The organism is Candidatus Binatia bacterium, assembly GCA_029243485.1.
GTDB lineage: Bacteria > Desulfobacterota > Binatia > UBA12015 > UBA12015 > VGTG01.
The window spans coordinates 1-17,013 of sequence record JAQWRY010000051.1 but is presented as its reverse complement, the minus strand read 5'-3'; the positions used below and the strand labels follow the sequence as shown (position 1 = coordinate 17,013).

Here is a 17,013-nt window from a genome sequence, read left to right as displayed (position 1 = left end):
GGATGTTTCCACTCTGGTCTGCGTGCTCGAGGACCCGCAGCTTGCGGCGAATCTCCCGCTCCTCATTGGACAGGAGCGACCTCCTCTAGGCTTAGGGGTGAAACTCATACACCCGATTGTCCTAAGAGGTCTGTAATTCCTACACTCATTGAGGTCGAGCTGACCGTCAACCGAGTACCGCCCGCGGCCGGAGTCGAGTATGTGCTTCGGCGCACCAATGGCAACATCAAGGTCTGGACTGATTCCACCAAGAATACGCCGATTCTGGATGAGAACGACGAGGCCGTCCTTGCCCTCGCGAGCCTCACCGAGAAGGTATGGATCGAGAACCCCAACGGCGGCTCTGCGTTCCTCGAGCTCGAAGCGCGGGTCGCGCCGAGTGGTCCCGTGCTCTCGTCGGATCGTGTGCAGTTCTTTGCATTCACGAGCATCGTGATCGGGCTCCACGGCGAGTTCCAATTCCCGACGGACCCGCCCTTCGGCCCGAACGAAGGCATCTCGGTGATCGCGGTCGCTCTTCACCAGGAAGCCTACGACTCGCACATGTACGTCGAGAATGACGGCTCGGGGCCGGTGTACGACGAGATCGTCGATGCGGTTCAGAACCGGGGCGTGACTTCGGTTGCCCTCTTACGGCTTCAGTCACGGTGGCGGGTCGATTTTCGATCTGGCCGATCGGCTCGAGACCAACAAGGCGAGTATCGGGACCTTCGATCTTCTTTATACGGCCTACATCGATGGCATCGAGAACGACTCCGACCTAGACCTCGGCTCGGAGACTCGAATACCGCCAGGCACCGCCTACCATGTGAACTACTACCAGCAGTTCGGGGTCGTACCACCCTGGGGGGACTTCGTCCCCGGAGCGGATGTCAACGTGAACGTGACCAGTACGGGATGGGGCTTTCTCCTGTTCCACATCACCATCACCAATCACATCAACGTCCAGAACGGTATCCACGAACCGCTGGTCTTGCGGGTGCCGCGATGACATATTCGGCACTAGAGGCTTCCCGGGAAACTGAACCAACGTATACGTAAGCCTAACTATGGCTGACACACGGCCGGCTTCGAGAATAGAAAGGGGCTTCACATTGGCCATCCAGAAACCTACCCCTCGCGTCTCCGCTCAGGTCGTCTGGCTTGCGACACTCCTGGTCGTGGCGTCCGCCGCAAGCGCCGGCGACACCGTGAAGGCCACCGTCGATGCTCGTAACGCAGAGGCGATTGCGACCGTCGAAGCGCGCGGCGGCATACTGGTCGCCGACCGCGGCAGCTTCCTGGTGTATTCCGTTCCGACCACCGAGGCCCGAGTCGCAGCGGTGCCCGGCATCACGTTGCGGCCAGACTTCGACCGAATCGGTCTGCGCCGCGGACGGCGGGACACGAGTGACCGCCTGCCGGCGCCGGCGGCCGACCGGCGGCTGCAAGTCATCCAGTTCGACGCGCCTCCGACGGACGCAGACCTCGAAGTCATTCGTGCCAGCGGGGCTCGGGTCGTCCAATACGTTCCCCAGAACGCCTACGTCGTGTGGACCGACGCCCCGGCGGCGGCGAAGCTCCGAACGCGGGCGCTGGCCGGCCATCCGCTTCAGTACGCGGCCGACTACGAGCCGGCGGACGCGTTCTCTCCTCGACTTGATGCGCGCGTAGGCGATGCGGCCCCTGTCGCGGTGACGGTGCAGGTCTTCGACCACGGCCCGGGCGCCGCCGCCGATCTGGACAAGGTGCTGGCGCTGGCCACTGAAGTGATCCGCGACGTCGAGAGCGCGCCCGGCGGCGCGTATCTGAACCTTCGAGTCGCCGTCCCGGGCACAAGCCTTCTTGCGATTGCCGCCCTGGACTCGGTCGTCAACGTCGAGCCGTACGTGCGACCCAAGCTGTACGGCGAGCGGCAGGGCCAGATTATGGCCGCGAACCTGGACGCGGCATTACAGACCCCGAGTGGCCCCGGCTACCTGGCCTGGCTCGCCGCGGGTGGGTTCCCGACGACGATGGCCGATTTTCCGGTCGTCGTCGTCGTGGACGATGGCGTCGACAATGGTACGGCGACGCCGGATACCACGGAGTTCTACGAGTTCAATAACACCGGCAACCCGGACCGCCTCACCTTCGCGGTGATCCCGCCTGGGTCGAGCGCCTCGGGCCCGGAGGGTCCCGACGGCCACGGACACATCAACGCGTCGATCGTCGGCGGCTACAACAGCGACCCGGGCGCTTCGGTCGAGGATGCGTCCGGGTTCAACTACTCGCTCGGCATCTCGCCCTACGGTCCGTTTGCCAACGTGCGTATCTTTGCGCCGGGGTTCGACGTCGGCTTCGGCGACACGACGATGGTCGACGACTATCATTCCAGGGGCGCGGAGATCAGTACGAACTCCTGGGGCGCGGACGTGTTTGGCGACTACAACACAGACTCGCAGACATACGACGGTCTCACGCGTGACGCCTCCTCGACTACGGGCGGCAACCAGGAGATGCTGTTCGTGTTTGCGGCCGGCAACGCCGGCCCGGGCCTCGGGTCGGTCGGGTCACCCGGCACCGCGAAGAACGTGCTCACAGTGGGGGCGAGCGAGACCTCGAACCCCGACGCCGTGAACGGCGACGGCTGCGGCTCCAACGTCGCCGACGGCGACGACGCGCGCGACATGGCCGACTTCTCGAGCCGCGGCCCGACGTCCGACGGCCGCGCGAAGCCCGAGATCGTCGCTCCGGGCACGTTCATTCAGGGGAACGCTTCGCAGCCACTCGCAAGCTTCAATGGTTCGGGCGTCTGCGGCGCCGCCAGCAACGACTTTACTGCGCCGGGAACCGACGCGCTGTTCCCGTCGGGAACGATCTACACGTGGTCCTCGGGCACCAGCCACTCGACTCCCGGGGTGGCCGGGTACACCTCGCTCATCACGGAGTTCCTGGGCCGCGTGTACTCGCTGGGGCCGCCGAGCCCGGCGCTGCTGCGCGCCTATGTGATCCACGCCGGACGGCACCTCACGGGCAGTGGCGCGGGCGAGAACCTCCCGGGCGACAACCAGGGCTTCGGGATGGCGGACATGGGGATCGCCTTCGATACCACCGCTCCGCGCCACCTCGTCGATCAGACGACCGTGTTCGGCAGCTCCGGCGAGACCCTCCAGATCGATGGCCAGGTAGTCGACCCGAGCGAGCCCGTTCGTGTGGCGCTGGTCTGGACGGATGCTCCCGGCTCGACGTTTGGAAACGCGTTCGTGAACGATCTGAACCTGAAGATCGCCGTCGGTGGCAGCATCTATCTCGGGAACAACTTCACCCTTGGAGTATCGCAGACGGGGGGCGTTGCCGACATCCGGAACAACGCCGAGGCGGTGTTCCTGCCGGCCGGACAGAGCGGACTCATGGGCATCACGATCGACGCCCTAACGATCGCCGGTGACGGCCTGCCAGGGAATGCGGACACCACGGACCAGGACTTCGCGATCGTCGCGTACAACTTCTCGACGTCGGTCTCCGCCGGCTCGATTGCGCTCGACCGCGCCGCGTACAACTGCGCCGACACGGCCGTGATCACGGTCACCGACTCCGATCTCGCCGGTGCGGGCACGACCCCGGTCACCGTGACGACCACCGGCGGCGACAGCCAGACAGTAACGCTCACGGAGACGGGTGCCGTCACGGGCGTCTTCACGGGCTCGATCCCCACGGCGACCGGCGTGGTCTCGACCGAGGATGGGACACTGCAGGTGCTCGAGGGCGAAACCATCACCGCCACCTACGACGACGCCGACGACGGGGCGGGAAGCCCGGCGACGGTGCAGGACAACGCGACGGTCGAATGCACGCCTCCGGTGCTCTCCGCCATCCAGGCGAGCGGGATTGGGGCCACCACGGCCACGGTGACGTTCGACACCGACGAGACGGCCAACGGTCAGGTCCGCTACGGCACGTCCTGCGGGAGCCTGACGACCACGACGCCGGCGGGCGGCGCCGGAACTTCACACTCGGCCGGGCTCACAGGCCTCACGCCGGCGACGACGTACTTCTATGCCGCTGACGCGACGGACGGGGCGCAGAACGCCGCCACCGACGACAACGGCGGCGCTTGCTACTCCTTCGCTACGCTCGACCAGGCGGACTACTTCACCGAGGAGTTCAACTCGGGTGACAACGACCTCGACAACCAGCAGCTCACCCTCACGCCCGACGGATCGGGGAACTTCTACAGCGCGTGCCGGGAGACGGCGGTGGCGTTCGAAGTCGATCCGAGCGGCGGCACACCGCTGGCGCTCGCCGACGACGACTTCATCGAGGTCACGCTCACTGGCGGCGAGACGGTGTCTCTGTACGGCACCAGCTACGGATCGGCCTTCGTGGGGAGCAACGGCTTTGTCACGTTCGGCTCGGGGGACACCGATTTCTTCGAGTCGTTGTTCGACCACTTCTTGACGCCCCGCATCTCGATGGTCTTCGATGACTTGGATCCTTCGGCCGGTGGCACCGTCTCGTCTGAGCAGCTGGTGGATCGGCTCGTGGTCACCTGGGAGGACGTGTCGGAGTTCGCAGCGTCTAACCAGAACAGCTTCCAGCTGGAGATGTTCTTTGACGGTACGATCCGCGTGACGTATCTCTCGATCGAGGCAACGGACGGTATCGCGGGCCTGTCCGAGGGCAATGGCGAGCCGGGGGACTTCCAAGAGAGCGATCTGACCGGCTACGCGCCGTGCCCGACGCCGACGCCGACCCCGACCCCGACCCCGACGCCGACCCCGACCCCGACGCCGACGCCGACCCCGACGCCGACGCCGACGACGACGCCGACCCCGACTCAGACTCCGACTCCGACTCCGACTCCGACCCCGACCCCGGCGCCTACGTCGACACCGTCCCCGACGCCGACCCCAACTCCGACTCCGACTCCGACTCCGACTCCGACTCCAACTCCAACTCCGACTCCGACTCCAACTCCAACTCCAACTCCAACTCCAACTCCGACTCCGACTCCGACTCCGACTCCGACTCCGACCCCAACTCCAACTCCAACTCCAACTCCAACTCCAACTCCCCTGTGTGGCCTGACGCCGGCGACTGGCTGTCGATCTGGAGAGGCAGGCAAGTCGCGGTTGCAGATCCGAGACACGGGCGTCCCGACGAAGGACACCCTCGCGTGGAAGCTGAACAAGGCGGATGAGACGCTCGTCGGCGAGTTCGCCGATCCGGTGAACCAGGACGTGGCTAGCTATCGGGTTTGCGTCTATGACGGGTCCGGCGGATCCCAGCCGCTCGTCGAGGCGGAGATGCCCCCGATGGGCACGTGCGGCGGCAAGCCCTGCTGGAAGACGGCGGGGACCAAGGGCTTCAAGTACAAGGACCGCGACGCGACCCCCGATGGCGTGACCCTGGTCAAGCTCAAGGCGGGGGACGCGGGCAAAGCGAATCTCCAGGTGAAGGCGAGCGGACCCAACTTCACGATCCCCGAGCCACCGCTGTCACTGCCGGTGACGGTGCAATACGTCATCGACGACGGCGTAACGACCACCTGTTGGCAAAGCGTCTTCACGGAGGCGGTGAAGAATCAGGCCGGGCTCTTCCGCGCCAAAGGGCCCTGACCGGAATTGCTTGCCTTTGCGCGTCCTCAGGCGAGCCGAGATCCGAAAAAGGGGGCGGGCTCCGCAGGTCTCCAGCCCGTCTTGATGCGGCCGGCGGTTGAAGGAAACATGAACGGCCTATTTGCCCCGGCCGACGGGTAGCCGCCACGGTGAAACTGCGAGCGAAGTCGATTTTTCGGGACAGAGCCGTCGCGGTGCTCCTCTTCGCGAAGCCGATCTTCGTATGCACGGGCGCTGGGCTGTTTTACGGACTCGCGGTGTTGGTCGGCGCCTAGGTGGATCGAGGGGATCGCCCTGGGCCGGTGCTGCGGTGGTGGATGTCTCGCGGGTCCGTATTGGGCTCGCCCTCGGTGCGATCGTCAATTCGCTCGTGCGGATCTGAAGGGCCGTATGAGAGATGAAGAGCCGGCACACCGGACGTCTCCCCGTGCGGCCCAGGGTGTCTCGCTGTTCGGGTTCAGAGACGGTCGGACCCAAATGGGTTGATGAGATAGGAGACACTTCCGGCACGCTTGCTCGCCTACGCAGCTCGCAGGTTCTGCCGCTTGCGACGAGCCGTCCTCGTCTTCTTGATCTTTTCGCGGCGCGTGAGGATCGCGTTGTGCCGCCCATGGTATGCATCGGCTGGAGTCACGTCGTCCCGTGACTCGCGGTAGCGTCGATTTTTGTAGTGCTCGACGAAGCGGCCGCTGGCACGCTCGAGCTCCCACGGGCTGTAGCCGTTGTCGCTCAGCAGTCGAGGCCGATGTACGACCTGCACCTCGTCCACTCCCGCTTTCGCTCGCGCCAGATCGAGTGTCTCGGTCACCTCCGACGCCTTCATCGTCGCGCCGAGCATCGCGTCACGCCCTTCGAACCTGGGCTCGCGCGGCGCGTCCGGCGGCGGCAGGATCCGGCCGTGACAGAAGAGGTCGGCGACTCCCTGGAGGTCGCCGCCGTCGGTTCGTTCGGCGTAGGTGTAGAGTAGGTTTTCGATCTCGCGCGCACTGTCTCAGCCATGTTAGAACTTCGAGTCGCCCATGTACGCCCCCTCCAGCCGTTTCGACGAAGACGCGATCCTCGCTCGGGCGCGGTCGGCCGATGGACTCGAGGACTTCGGTGATGAGGAGTTTCGCGAGCCCTTGCGCGTGCTTCTGCGAGCGTACGCGGACGCGCCGATCCACGATCTCGGCGCGAAGATTCTCGAAGGCTCGGTGGTCCGGAGTCTCGCGAATCGGCTCCGCGCGAACCACTGGTTCGCGAGCTATCCCGAGATCGCCGAGGAAGTCCTCGAGGCCCCGCTGGTCGTCGTCGGGATGATGCGGTCGGGGACGACGCTCATTCAGCGGCTTCTCGCGAGCGACCCGCGCCACTACTGCACCATGGGTTGGGAATCCCTCGAGCCGGCGCCACGGCTCGGCGTGAAGCCAACGGATGTGGATCCTCGAATCGCCGACGCGGACTCTCGGGAGCAGATGACGCGCGAGTTCGCAGCGGAGTACTTCTCGATCCATCCGTCGTATGCGCGGCAGGCCGAAGAGGAGATCATGTTCCTCGCCGACGCGTTTCTCTCCCACGTTCCCGAAGCGTCGTGTGACGTGCCGGAGTACCGCGCCTACATCGACGCACAGGATTTCGCTCCGGCGTATCGGTACTTGCGCCGCATGCTGCAGCTTCTCCAGTGGGAGAAGAAGAGACGAGGCGAGCATCGGGGGCGATGGGTGTTGAAGACTCCGGCCCACCTCGGATACCTCGACACACTGATCGCCACGTTCCCCGACGCGCAAGTGATCCACATGCACCGTGATCCAGTAGACACGATTCCTTCCGGAGCGAGCCTCAACGCGACGCTCTGGCGCATGCACGCCGCCGACGTGGACCCGGCGGAGATCGGGCGGCAGTGGATCGCCCGGATGAGTTGGACAAACGGGCGCGCGATGGCCGTGCGCAACGAGATGTCCGACGGGGCGACGCGGTTCACTGACGTTCGGTTCGGCGCCGCGGTTGAGGACCCGATCGGACAGATCCAGCGGATCTACCATCGAACCGGAATCGAGCTCCACGACGACGCGCGCGACGCGATGGCGACGTGGCTCGAAAAATATGCGAAGCAGACGCTTTCGAAGCACCGGTACACCGCCGAACAGTTCGGCCTCACCGAAGACCAGATCCGCGCGGCGTTCGCCGATTACGCGGCACGGTTTCTCACCGCCAAGGAGAAGGCATGAGCACGCACCCCATCGCTACGCCGGAACAGCACGCTCACGAGCTCGCCGCGATGGAGCTCGCGGACCATCCGATCGTGAAGGAGGCCTATGGTCGAGTCCGAGAGCATTGGCTGAAGGAGATGGACCCGTCCCCGGCGATGCGGGACTGCTTCGATTGGGCGTTCGACGAGGTCATGTTCTCGGCCGCGATCTGGTCTTCGAACCAGGATCCGCTTCGGCCCAAGGTGATCTGTATTACGCGGCTCGGGCATCCGCTCCAGGGGAAGCAGATCCGAGGCTCGCGCTGGGGAATCGACAATCCCGATTCGATCTATCGCGTGATTCCGATCTCGGGGGACGAAAAGTATCGCATCCACGGCCGCGTCGCGGAGCGTCGGATGACCGAGAACTACTTCACGCTGTGGGACCCCAACATGAACTCGGTCGACGTCCTCTCCGGACACGATGTCGTGGTGAACGACGACCGGACCTTCACGATCACGGTCGACAGCAGCCCGGCGGACGGTCGACCGAACCATATTCAGTCGGCGCCTGAGGCACATGAGTTCTACATCCGCGACGTCATGCTCGATTGGTCGAAAGACGAACCGAATGAGCTCCGCATTGAACGCCTGGGCCCCGAGCCGTCGACGCCGGCGAAGACGCTCGAGGAGCAGGCGCAGCTCACCGCCGAGTTCATGTTGCACTACGCGAACTTCACGCTCGGGATGAGTCGCGGGACGGTTCAACGCAGGCCGAACAAGTTCAGCCTCGCGTATTCCGCCGACAAGGGCGGGGCGCTGCGCAACCAGTTCTACGTCGGAGGCCACTTCCGGCTGGAAGACGACGAAGCCTTCGTCGTGCACGTGAACGACGGTGGGGCAGCGTACTTCGTCGTGCCGCTCGCGAACGTTTGGGGCACCACGATGGAGATCGTGGACCGGACGAGCAGCCTGAACAAAGCGCAGTCTCGGCCGAATGCCGACGGAACGTACAGTTACGTTCTCTGTCCGAACGACCCGGGCGTTTACAACTGGCTGGACACCTGCGGGCTGCACGAGGGAATGCTGACGCTGCGCATGGCCGAGTTCCCGAGCCAGCGGCCGCGCGACGACCTCTCGGCGCGGGGTGAAGTGATGAAGATTGCGGAGCTTCGCGAAAAGCTGCCGGCGGGGACGCCGTGGGTCACCGACGACGAGCGGGCGACGCAGCGGCGCGATCGCGCGGCCGCGTACAAGCGTCGCCTCCCGGAGCTCGACCAGTGAGCGGCGCGGCGTGGCTCATCACGGGCTGCTCGACCGGGATCGGCCGGGAGATCGCAGCTCTCGCGCTCGCGAAGGGGCACAGGGTCGCGGTCACGGCGCGCAATCCGAGGGCCGTCGAGGACATCGTCGCGGCCCACTCCGACCAAGCGATCGCGTGTCGCCTCGACGTGACCGACCGTGAGCAGATCCGTGCGGCGGTCGAGCAGACGGAGAATGCGTTTGGCGCCATCGACGTTCTCGTGAACAATGCGGGCTACGGCTACATGGCCGCGCTGGAGGAGGGTGAGGACGACGAGGTCCGACGTCTCTTCGACACGAACTACTTCGGGGTGGTCGATACGATCAAAGCGGTGCTCCCCGGCATGCGCGCGCGACGACGCGGCCATATCGTGAACATGTCTTCGATGACCGGACTCGTCGCGAATCCGCCCAACGTCTACTACAGCTCGTCGAAGTTTGCGCTCGAGGCGCTAACCGAGGCGCTCTCGAAGGAGGTGGACTCGTTCGGAATCAAGGTGACCGCGATCGAGCCCGGGGCCTTCCGCACCGATTGGGGCACGCGCTCCATGAAGGAGACAGCAACAACGATCGAGGACTACGCGGAGACGGTCGGCGCGCGGAAGGAGCTCATCAAGCAGTTCGCCGACAAGCTTCCGGGTGATCCGGCGAAGGTCGCCGCCGCGGTTCTGAAGGTGACCGAACTCGAGAAGCCACCACTGCATCTTCTGCTGGGCCGTGACGTCCTCGGCGCCTTCCGACAGAAGATCGCGGACCTCACGGCGACGATGGACGAGTGGGAAGAGACGACGAAGGACGTGAACTTCCCCCGCGGCGAGTAGCGGTGCACTAGGCCGCGAGGCGGCATGGCCGAGCGGCACGAGCTCAGACCCGGGGTTCTGCGTGCTGTTCGGTGCGAGGCACCAGCGGGGGAGCATCTGTCCCTCGTGTCTCCCGCCGGTGTCGAGCCAGTTCGGAATACCCGGATCGGACGAAGCGATCGCGAGTCTCCAGTTGCCGTCGGAGCTTGCCGTGGCCTTGTGGTTGTTCGTGCAAGTCGATGCGAAGCGGTAGCCGTGCGACTCGGCCCAGGACCGCCGCCGGCGGTTTCGTCAGACGTGAACGATGTCGCTTTTCGTTCTAAAAGATATCGCCAGAACTTCCCCTTTTCACGCTGGCCAATCCCATTTCTTCGAGTGCTTCCATGGCGTCATCCGGCACGGCAACTACTCTCGGCAAATGACTTTGGTGACCTTGTTGACGCAGGTTGCAGCGGTGCCGGTTCGCTCCGCGACGGCGTCGCGCAGGAGGAGCTCGATGGGCCCGGCGACTGTGGCCGGCAGCGTCCTTTTCTTCATTGCGATCTTGAAGGCGCGCTCGCCGCCGTCGCGTTCGGGTTTGAAGGTGACCTTCGTCGCGCGATCCTCCGAGAGGCAAACGATTCCGCCGTTTGCTCGAGCGTTGCACTTGTCGGGTGAGAATTCATAGGACTCATCGACCATGAGTCCATCCGACACGTTCACGCGAAGCCCGGTGAAAATATTGAGAGCGTCGTCGGGGCTGCTGATGCCGGTAAAGAGCGTCCCGCGGATGTCGATTCGGCCGGAGCCCGGTGTCTTGGTGAAGATTTTGGCGCGCCGGATCTCGATGGCTCCCTCGATCTGCTCGTACGAAGCCGCGTGGAGGAGGCGGACCTGTTCGAAGGCGTCCTGACCAATTTGGTCGCCCGCGAGACGGCCAGGAATGTCGTCGGCACGTGGGTGGATGCCGCCGTAGATTCTCGAAAGACTGCACTCGTCCGCGGCGTCGAAATAGGTGGCCCATTGCAGGGTTACGTCGACGCTGGGCCCGTCTTCGAAAACGAGGAACTCATCGGCGGGTGCGATGAACTCGCCGAAGCCGCTTGGGAAGAATGCGTCACCGGTGAAGGCGGTGAGCACCTGCGCTCCGGCCCGGCTGAACGTACTATGGCCCGAGACATATGCGGCGAAGGGCGGGGTTACGAAGGTCGGTCGTTGGTAGGGCCACCAGTCTTCGACGAGGATCCAGCCGACCCCGGCCGTCGTCGTCTCAGGGTCGGAGATGTAGTCTGGCCCGCGCCAGGCTCTCGCCGCGATTTTTCCGATGTTCTCCGCGCCGAGATGCGCATGGCGCTGGCCCGGCGCGGTGCTGGCCGCCGTCACGACTTCGACGCGTCCCGCAACCAACTCGATACCGTCGGGATGATACGATAGTTGGCCCGGGTCGGTGCGCTGCCCGAGGTCCGCGAGCATTCGAATCGCCGAAATCGGGCGGATGTAATCGTACCATCCCTTGGCCCCCCAGGCGGAGACCGCGGCGTCGTGCATGGCGCCGCCCAGCGCCAAGTACAGAGTCACATCCCATTGGAGCGGGTGGAGAACGTCTCCCTCGCCGCCGAATTTCTTGACCAGAGCGGGGTGGTCGGACACGTAGTTCGCCAGAACGAACCATTGGCCGGGCGGCGTTTCCGAGTCCGGACCATCGGCCCAGAACTCCGCGAGTACGCGGTAGTAGTCGCCGGCGAGGGCGATATTGGGTGCGTAGGCGGATCCCGTCGATGGATTCGAGGGGTGTCCGGCCCCGTCGTTGGTCCCCAGGGTGTTGTTGCCGCGGGCGCCGGGTCCAATGTCGAGCAGGGTGCCGTCGGCCGGGTCGAGCAGATGACTCCACTCGAGGACCTGTTCGAATCCGGCTTTATATTCTGCATCGCCGGTGCCGAGGAACTGCGGTGGTGGTCCCGGATCATGGTAGACCCAGTAGGGGTCTCCGTCGCGCTGATAGATCGTCAAGTCCGTCGGACGCAGTGCAAATGGGGTGACGCTACCCCACTCGGGGCTCAGGAAGGGAGGACTGCCCAGGGGGAAGACATTACCGGCCTGGTCGACGAAGAAGTCGAGAGAGAGAGGTTGCCAGCGGTTTGGGTCCGCAAGGTACGGATTCCCCGCAAACCCCGGGAAGAGGTACGGATTGACGGCCTCATAGAAGACGTTGGAATATCCGTTTTCTTCGTTCGATCCGTCGGCTGCACCGAAGGCAAGTACGGCTGCGGCGATGCGGTTTCCCAGGGCAGCCGGCGTGGCCCCCATCTCGTCTACGACCGCCGTGTCGTATCCGAGTTCAGCCATCTTCGCGTCGAACGCTGCCAGAGACACCGAGGCTCCGGGGGAATGCGCAAAACGGTGCGAAAGGATGCGGTACGCGGCGTAGCTGATCGCTTCGTCACGCGCTGCGGCCACATCGACGGCCGTTGCGTCCTCGTAGTGGAGGTAGGTGTGAGCCTTTCCGTCATAGGCTGCCCAGGCATCCCACATTGCGACGGACGTGTGGAACAGATTCCGCGCGTGCACTGTAGGTCGGGCGAAGTCGTTGCGGATCGCCTCGAGGAGGAGCTCGTTCCACTGGCGCGCGACCGTTGCGGTGGCGGCTGCAGGGTTTGCTCGCAGCAGCACGCAAAAAAGTGCAAGCGCGACCGCAAAGCACTTCGAGTATGGGGTGAGAGAATTTTTCTTCATGCTGTTGCCTCACGATCTCGAGACGACCATGCTTCCACCCTACTTGCGCAGGCGGCTCGATCAAGGAAGGAGGAGCTGGTTCCGCGCAAACGAGGTCGGCTCGACACCCGTCTACCCTATCGCATGGGCGCCTTGTCCGGAAGGTGGTATTCGCCGCTTCGTATCCGTCGGGCGCCGGCGTGCGCGCACCACTCACTCGGGCGCTTCTGGCGCCAACTGCCACGAGCTGGCGACAGGTTCCTGTTCGACCGGAGCTGGTATGGCCGCGAGCGCGTTGAGGGCTGCGTCTCGCTCGAGCGCTTGGCAGCGCGCCGACGCTGAGATCGGCGATTGCGAGCAGAAACTGACCGAGCACGGCACGCCGCGGATCAAGTTCTGGCTGCACATCGATCTCGCGACGCAGATCGAACGCTTCAAGGCCTGTGAAGCCGCGCCCTATAAGAAGTACAAGCTCTCCGGCGACGGAGACCGGAACCGCGAGAAGTGGGATGCGTACACGGTCGCGCTCGAGGAGAATGGTGGCGCGCACCAGCACCGAAGCGGCTCCGTGGCACGTCATTCCAGCAAGCGAAAAGAAGTACGCCCGGATCCAAGTTCGGAAGGCCGTTTGCCGGGGTCGAGAGAAGGCGCTCGACTGAATCCGCCCTGGACTCGCCACCATTGCGCAGTCGTGAACCTATGATAGCCGGTTGTACTTTGTCTCAACACCCCGAGGAGATCCGAGCAATGAGCCCCCGGTCATTTGTAGCCCTCCGTGCGAGGATTCAAGCGGTTTGCATCCTCGCTTCCTGCCTCTTCCTCGCAAGTCCTGCGTCGGCGAACAATTGGACGCTGGAGAACCCAAGCGACCAGGGGTACGCGACCGGGATCACCGTCCTGTCCGGATGGGCGTGCGAGGCCAAGATGGTCGAAGTGCTTCTCACGGGTTCGGAGCGCACGGAGCGAATCCAGGTTCCCTACGGTGGCGCCCGCGAGGATACCGCAGCCCCCTGCAATAATGACGGGAACAACGGCTTCGCCGCGACCACGAATCTCAATCGACTGGGCAATGGCGAGGCCACGGCAACCCTATACATCAACGGGAAGGCGGTTAAGACCAACAAATTCCGCGTCACGCGACCGACCGACAAGCTGCGCGACCCCAGCCTGCAAGGGCAATTCCGCCTGACCCCGAACTTTCCCGACGCGAGCGAACAGATCGACGTCGTTTGGACCAACAGCACCCAGAATTTCGCAATCGCGTCGAGTAGCGCGCCGATCGTTCCATCCGGCCGAGGGTGCAGCACGGCGAAGACGAAGTGCAGCTTCGAAAACCCGCAGCCGTCACAATTTGCGAGCGGCATCTTCCCCATCACTGGCTGGGCCTGCAGCGCGAAGAATGTTCATGTAACTCTCAAGAACGCGAGTGGCGACGTCGAGCGCGTCGACCTGCCGTATGGCGCTGACCGGGCCGACACGGTCCACGCCTGCAACAACGATGGAAACAACGGCTTCGGCGCCGTGACCAACTTGAACCGACTGGGCACCGGGCAAGTGACGGCGACGCTCATGATCGACAACGAACCGGCGGCAGCGCACACGTTCTGGGTGACGAGTCCGACTGATCAAAACCGTTATACCGGCGCCGTGCCCGACCATACCCTGCAAGGCTTCCCGAGTCCGACGCAAGAGACGACCCTCGTCTGGCAGGAGTCGGCACAAAACTTCTCAATCGAGAACGTGTCACCGCCGGACCAGAACTACTATTCCTGTACGCCGGTGGGCGAGACGAGTTTCGCCCAGTGCATCAACGATGCCGAGAGCAACGGCTGCTTCCAGCCGGAATGTACAGTCTACCTGGGACCTACCACAGCGACCGACGTCTTCTATCTGGACACCCACGTGAAGCTCCCGAAGAACATGAAGATCACCGGCGACACCGGCTCGACGGACTGCGCAACCGATCCCGACAATTGCGAACTCAACACCTGGATCATCGCGTCGAACGCGGTGAACAACGGCTGCGGTCCGAATACGGATAGTCCGGGAGATCCGAACACCCGCATCGGCTTCGTCCTCAACGACAAAACGTGGCTCGGCAATTTCAATTTCAAGTCTCTGGATACCGGCCGTTGGCAGGGCTACGACGGCGCGTCACTTTGCGGAGGCGGTGTCTTCGAAACACCGGGTTGCGCGGACGCCTACTGCACCTCGCCAAAGGGTACGGACATCACGAACCGGGAGGGTTCAGCAGACGGAATTTATGGAGCGGTCGTCGATAGCGTCTACATCACGGGAGAAGGGCCCGACTCGAGCAATCCGAAGACAGCGCCCCAACTCGCAGCCTTCGTCCTTCGCACGCGAGACCTGACCAAACCGAGCCACGATCTCTATTTCCACAACATCACCCTCGCAAAGAGTTGGGCAGACGGGATCAATCTCCACGGCTCCACCCGGGACGTCAGCGTGGAGCACTGCAATCTGAGCTACCAGGGGGATGACAATCTCGCCGTGTGGAGCGTCCCGGGGCCGAACCGGATGCGCAACATCACATTCTACGACAACACGCTGAGTCAGGTCCGCAGCACCAACCCGAACCAGCCCTGGGGAAATTGCATCGCGATCTACGGAGGAGGCGGCGCCGGCCCCCAGCGAATCTGGATCGATCGCAACAAGTGCGAGCGGAGACCAGATGGCTACCCTGCCGCCGTGAAATTCTCGACCGAGTTCGCCGACGCTTCCGATAGCGTGGGAGGCAAGCAGCAGATGTTCGGCTACAACAGCGAGATCTACGTACTCAACAGAGGAGGCCCGGACCTGTGCTCGGGCGCCGTCGAGGACCGACCCCAAGCCTTCCCATACAAGGCCAGGATCAACGGCTGCCCGGACATCTCCGGCTGGCCCGACTGCCCAGACCCCGCCTTCATTCGCGAAGGTTGCCAGAATGCGTCGTGGGACGAAAACGGGCCCTGGGGACCCGCTTGGTATTGCAACAGCGGCGAACCCAAATGGGGCAATCTGGCAACGGCATGCATCCACAAGGGCTGCGAAGACGCCCGCCAGGACCCGGACACCGGCCTGTGGGTCTGCTCGAACCCGGAACTCATCTACGACAGCTGCCGGATCAAGAATGGGTGCTCTTGCAGCCAAGCGCCGTGCGAGAGCATCCAGTACGACCATGCGAATTGGCGTTGGTCGTGCAAGTTCGATCCGCCCAATTGGAACGGGCTCTACGACGCCTGCGACGTGCCCCGGGGCGCCTGCCAGAACGGCCTCATCTACTCCCCCGACGAGGTGTGGACTTGCTATAATGGCTAGACCGACTGCCGGAAAAGAAAACCCCCGCCGTGGAGGCGGGGGTTTTCGAAGTCGAGGCCATGAGGCAGCAGTGCCTCGACAGCGTGTCGAAGGGCTCGCTGCCCGGCGGGACGGACCGCTCGACTGAGCCGAAGGCCGCGCTGAAGGTCCTTCAGGCCGAAGCGAAGCTCGATCAGAAGATCCGCAACCTTTGTAGAGATGCTCACGTCGTGGCGGCGGGGTTCGCGGGCGACTGCGGCGCTGCGACCACGGTCGACGACCTCGTGACGTGCGTGCGTGACTCACACACCGCCGGCGCGGCCTCGATCCTGGCCGACCTTCAGGGCGCGGCCCTGGTCGGAAACTCGGCCTCGCAGAAGTAATCCGCTACTCGCTTCTGAAGCGATCCGATTCAATGATGAAGCGAGGCGTCGCATCAAGACGTTCTCGGGGAACAGGCGGGTGCAGTTCCGTCTCGGCGATCCGTCGGAGTGGGTGTGCCGGGTGTCTTGCCGGGGATTCAGCTCCGCGGGGCGTAGTGGATCGGCGAGGACCAGGCGTGCTCCTGTAGCGTGGCGGGCAGATCCGAGCGCAGCGGCAGGCCTGCCTTGATGGCGTCCCAGGTGGACCTGGGCAAATAGGCCGTTCATCCTTCCTATCGTCCCGCGTTCGACCCCTCCTCGGTCTCATCAGGGAGAACCAGCGCCGCAGCGCTACTGACTCATCACGAAGCCGCCATTCGGAGACAGGGTCTGCCCCATGACGAATTTTGCCTCCTCGCTCGCGATACAGACGGCCGCGTAGGCGATGTCGTCCGTATTCCCGAAGCGGCCCATCGGCGTCGACGCCTCGAGAAGCGGACGGGCACCCTGGATCGGCGCGGTGAGATCGAAATCGAATTCGCTCGTTTCATCAATGACCGGATCGATCCGTAGGCTCCTGTCATCCATAGAGATGCGACGAAGGGCGACCGTGCCGACGGGCCGAGCCGCTGGCCCGGTCGCTGCTTCGCAGATGGCTCCGTCTCAGGGGGTTTTGCACCGCAGGCTATTTCCCGAAGAGCGCACGCGGCAATCGCTGGCGGGCTGTTCGTCCGTTCGGCTAAGCGTCGGAGTCTGGTCTAGCGTGACGAATACCGGAGCCTGCAGGGGCCCTAAGCCGGTCTCGGCCCTCGTCA

13 protein-coding genes and 2 pseudogenes are annotated in these 17,013 nt (G+C 64.2%); 9 read left to right on the top strand and 6 right to left on the bottom strand.

All coding sequences use genetic code 11. The features are described from left to right. Window positions 1–522, bottom strand: a 522-nt coding sequence (locus tag P8R42_14025) for a hypothetical protein (protein MDG2305730.1), incomplete at its 3' end; no start/stop codon positions are given. A 100-nt stretch (window positions 523–622) separates the two neighbouring features. Between P8R42_14025 and P8R42_14020 the strand changes: the two genes are divergently transcribed. The 3 genes from P8R42_14020 to P8R42_14010 all read left to right on the top strand — a co-directional run bounded on the left by P8R42_14020 (window position 623) and on the right by P8R42_14010 (window position 5,854). Next, complete coding sequence (locus P8R42_14020; protein ID MDG2305729.1) at window positions 623–991, top strand: hypothetical protein; 369 nt, start codon at window positions 623–625, stop codon at window positions 989–991. 103 nt (window positions 992–1,094) lie between these two features. Beyond that, on the top strand, window positions 1,095–5,579 hold the full coding sequence (locus P8R42_14015) for a S8 family serine peptidase (protein ID MDG2305728.1): 4,485 nt from the start codon (window positions 1,095–1,097) through the stop codon (window positions 5,577–5,579). A gap of 149 nt (window positions 5,580–5,728) precedes the next feature. After that, entirely contained in the window at window positions 5,729–5,854 is a 126-nt protein-coding gene (locus P8R42_14010) for a hypothetical protein (protein MDG2305727.1), read from the top strand. 245 nt (window positions 5,855–6,099) lie between these two features. Here the strand turns inward: P8R42_14010 and P8R42_14005 are convergent. Beyond that, a pseudogene (locus P8R42_14005) lies at window positions 6,100–6,414 on the bottom strand (IS3 family transposase). A 54-nt stretch (window positions 6,415–6,468) separates the two neighbouring features. After that, window positions 6,469–6,555: pseudogene (locus P8R42_14000) on the bottom strand (nuclear transport factor 2 family protein). A 43-nt stretch (window positions 6,556–6,598) separates the two neighbouring features. Between P8R42_14000 and P8R42_13995 the strand changes: the two are divergent. Genes P8R42_13995 through P8R42_13985 form a run of 3 tightly spaced genes read left to right on the top strand, consistent with a single transcriptional unit; the run spans window position 6,599 to window position 9,869 of the window. After that, on the top strand, window positions 6,599–7,786 hold the full coding sequence (locus P8R42_13995) for a sulfotransferase (protein MDG2305726.1): 1,188 nt from the start codon (window positions 6,599–6,601) through the stop codon (window positions 7,784–7,786). After that, a complete protein-coding gene (locus P8R42_13990) occupies window positions 7,783–9,030 on the top strand; it encodes a hypothetical protein (GenBank protein ID MDG2305725.1) in 1,248 nt (415 codons plus the stop codon). The genes P8R42_13995 and P8R42_13990 overlap by 4 nt, the downstream gene beginning before the upstream one ends. Next, window positions 9,027–9,869, top strand: coding sequence for an oxidoreductase (locus P8R42_13985; protein ID MDG2305724.1), 843 nt, complete (start codon window positions 9,027–9,029; stop codon window positions 9,867–9,869). Before P8R42_13990 ends, P8R42_13985 begins: the two co-directional genes overlap by 4 nt. Window positions 9,870–10,253: 384 nt before the next feature. Here P8R42_13985 and P8R42_13980 read toward each other — a convergent pair whose 3' ends face one another. After that, window positions 10,254–12,560 (bottom strand): vanadium-dependent haloperoxidase, encoded by a 2,307-nt coding sequence (locus P8R42_13980; protein ID MDG2305723.1) that lies wholly within the window; start codon window positions 12,558–12,560, stop codon window positions 10,254–10,256. Between the two features lie 259 nt (window positions 12,561–12,819). Between P8R42_13980 and P8R42_13975 the strand changes: the two genes are divergently transcribed. The 3 genes from P8R42_13975 to P8R42_13965 are packed head-to-tail and all read left to right on the top strand — an operon-like array spanning window position 12,820 to window position 16,219. Then, on the top strand, window positions 12,820–13,242 hold the full coding sequence (locus P8R42_13975; GenBank protein MDG2305722.1) for a hypothetical protein: 423 nt from the start codon (window positions 12,820–12,822) through the stop codon (window positions 13,240–13,242). Window positions 13,243–13,286: 44 nt separating this feature from the next. Beyond that, on the top strand, window positions 13,287–15,857 hold the full coding sequence (locus tag P8R42_13970; GenBank protein ID MDG2305721.1) for a hypothetical protein: 2,571 nt from the start codon (window positions 13,287–13,289) through the stop codon (window positions 15,855–15,857). A 29-nt stretch (window positions 15,858–15,886) separates the two neighbouring features. Continuing rightward, window positions 15,887–16,219: a hypothetical protein gene (locus P8R42_13965; protein MDG2305720.1), complete on the top strand. Its 333-nt coding sequence runs from the start codon at window positions 15,887–15,889 to the stop codon at window positions 16,217–16,219. 137 nt (window positions 16,220–16,356) lie between these two features. Here P8R42_13965 and P8R42_13960 read toward each other — a convergent pair whose 3' ends face one another. Further along, complete coding sequence (locus P8R42_13960; protein MDG2305719.1) at window positions 16,357–16,473, bottom strand: DUF3604 domain-containing protein; 117 nt, start codon at window positions 16,471–16,473, stop codon at window positions 16,357–16,359. A gap of 76 nt (window positions 16,474–16,549) precedes the next feature. Further along, window positions 16,550–16,786, bottom strand: coding sequence for an SDR family oxidoreductase (locus tag P8R42_13955; protein MDG2305718.1), 237 nt, complete (start codon window positions 16,784–16,786; stop codon window positions 16,550–16,552). Window positions 16,787–17,013: the final 227 nt, after the last annotated feature.

Bases quoted from the DNA above. Each gene is read 5' to 3' on its own strand.
- P8R42_13995 (MDG2305726.1), top strand. From the start codon at position 6,599: ATGTACGCCCCCTCCAGCCGTTTCGACGAAGACGCGATCCTCGCTCGG.
- P8R42_13990 (MDG2305725.1), top strand. From the start codon at position 7,783: ATGAGCACGCACCCCATCGCTACGCCGGAACAGCACGCTCACGAGCTC.
- P8R42_13980 (MDG2305723.1), bottom strand. From the start codon at position 12,560: ATGAAGAAAAATTCTCTCACCCCATACTCGAAGTGCTTTGCGGTCGCG.
- P8R42_13975 (MDG2305722.1), top strand. From the start codon at position 12,820: ATGGCCGCGAGCGCGTTGAGGGCTGCGTCTCGCTCGAGCGCTTGGCAG.
- P8R42_13970 (MDG2305721.1), top strand. From the start codon at position 13,287: ATGAGCCCCCGGTCATTTGTAGCCCTCCGTGCGAGGATTCAAGCGGTT.
- P8R42_13955 (MDG2305718.1), bottom strand. From the start codon at position 16,786: ATGGATGACAGGAGCCTACGGATCGATCCGGTCATTGATGAAACGAGC.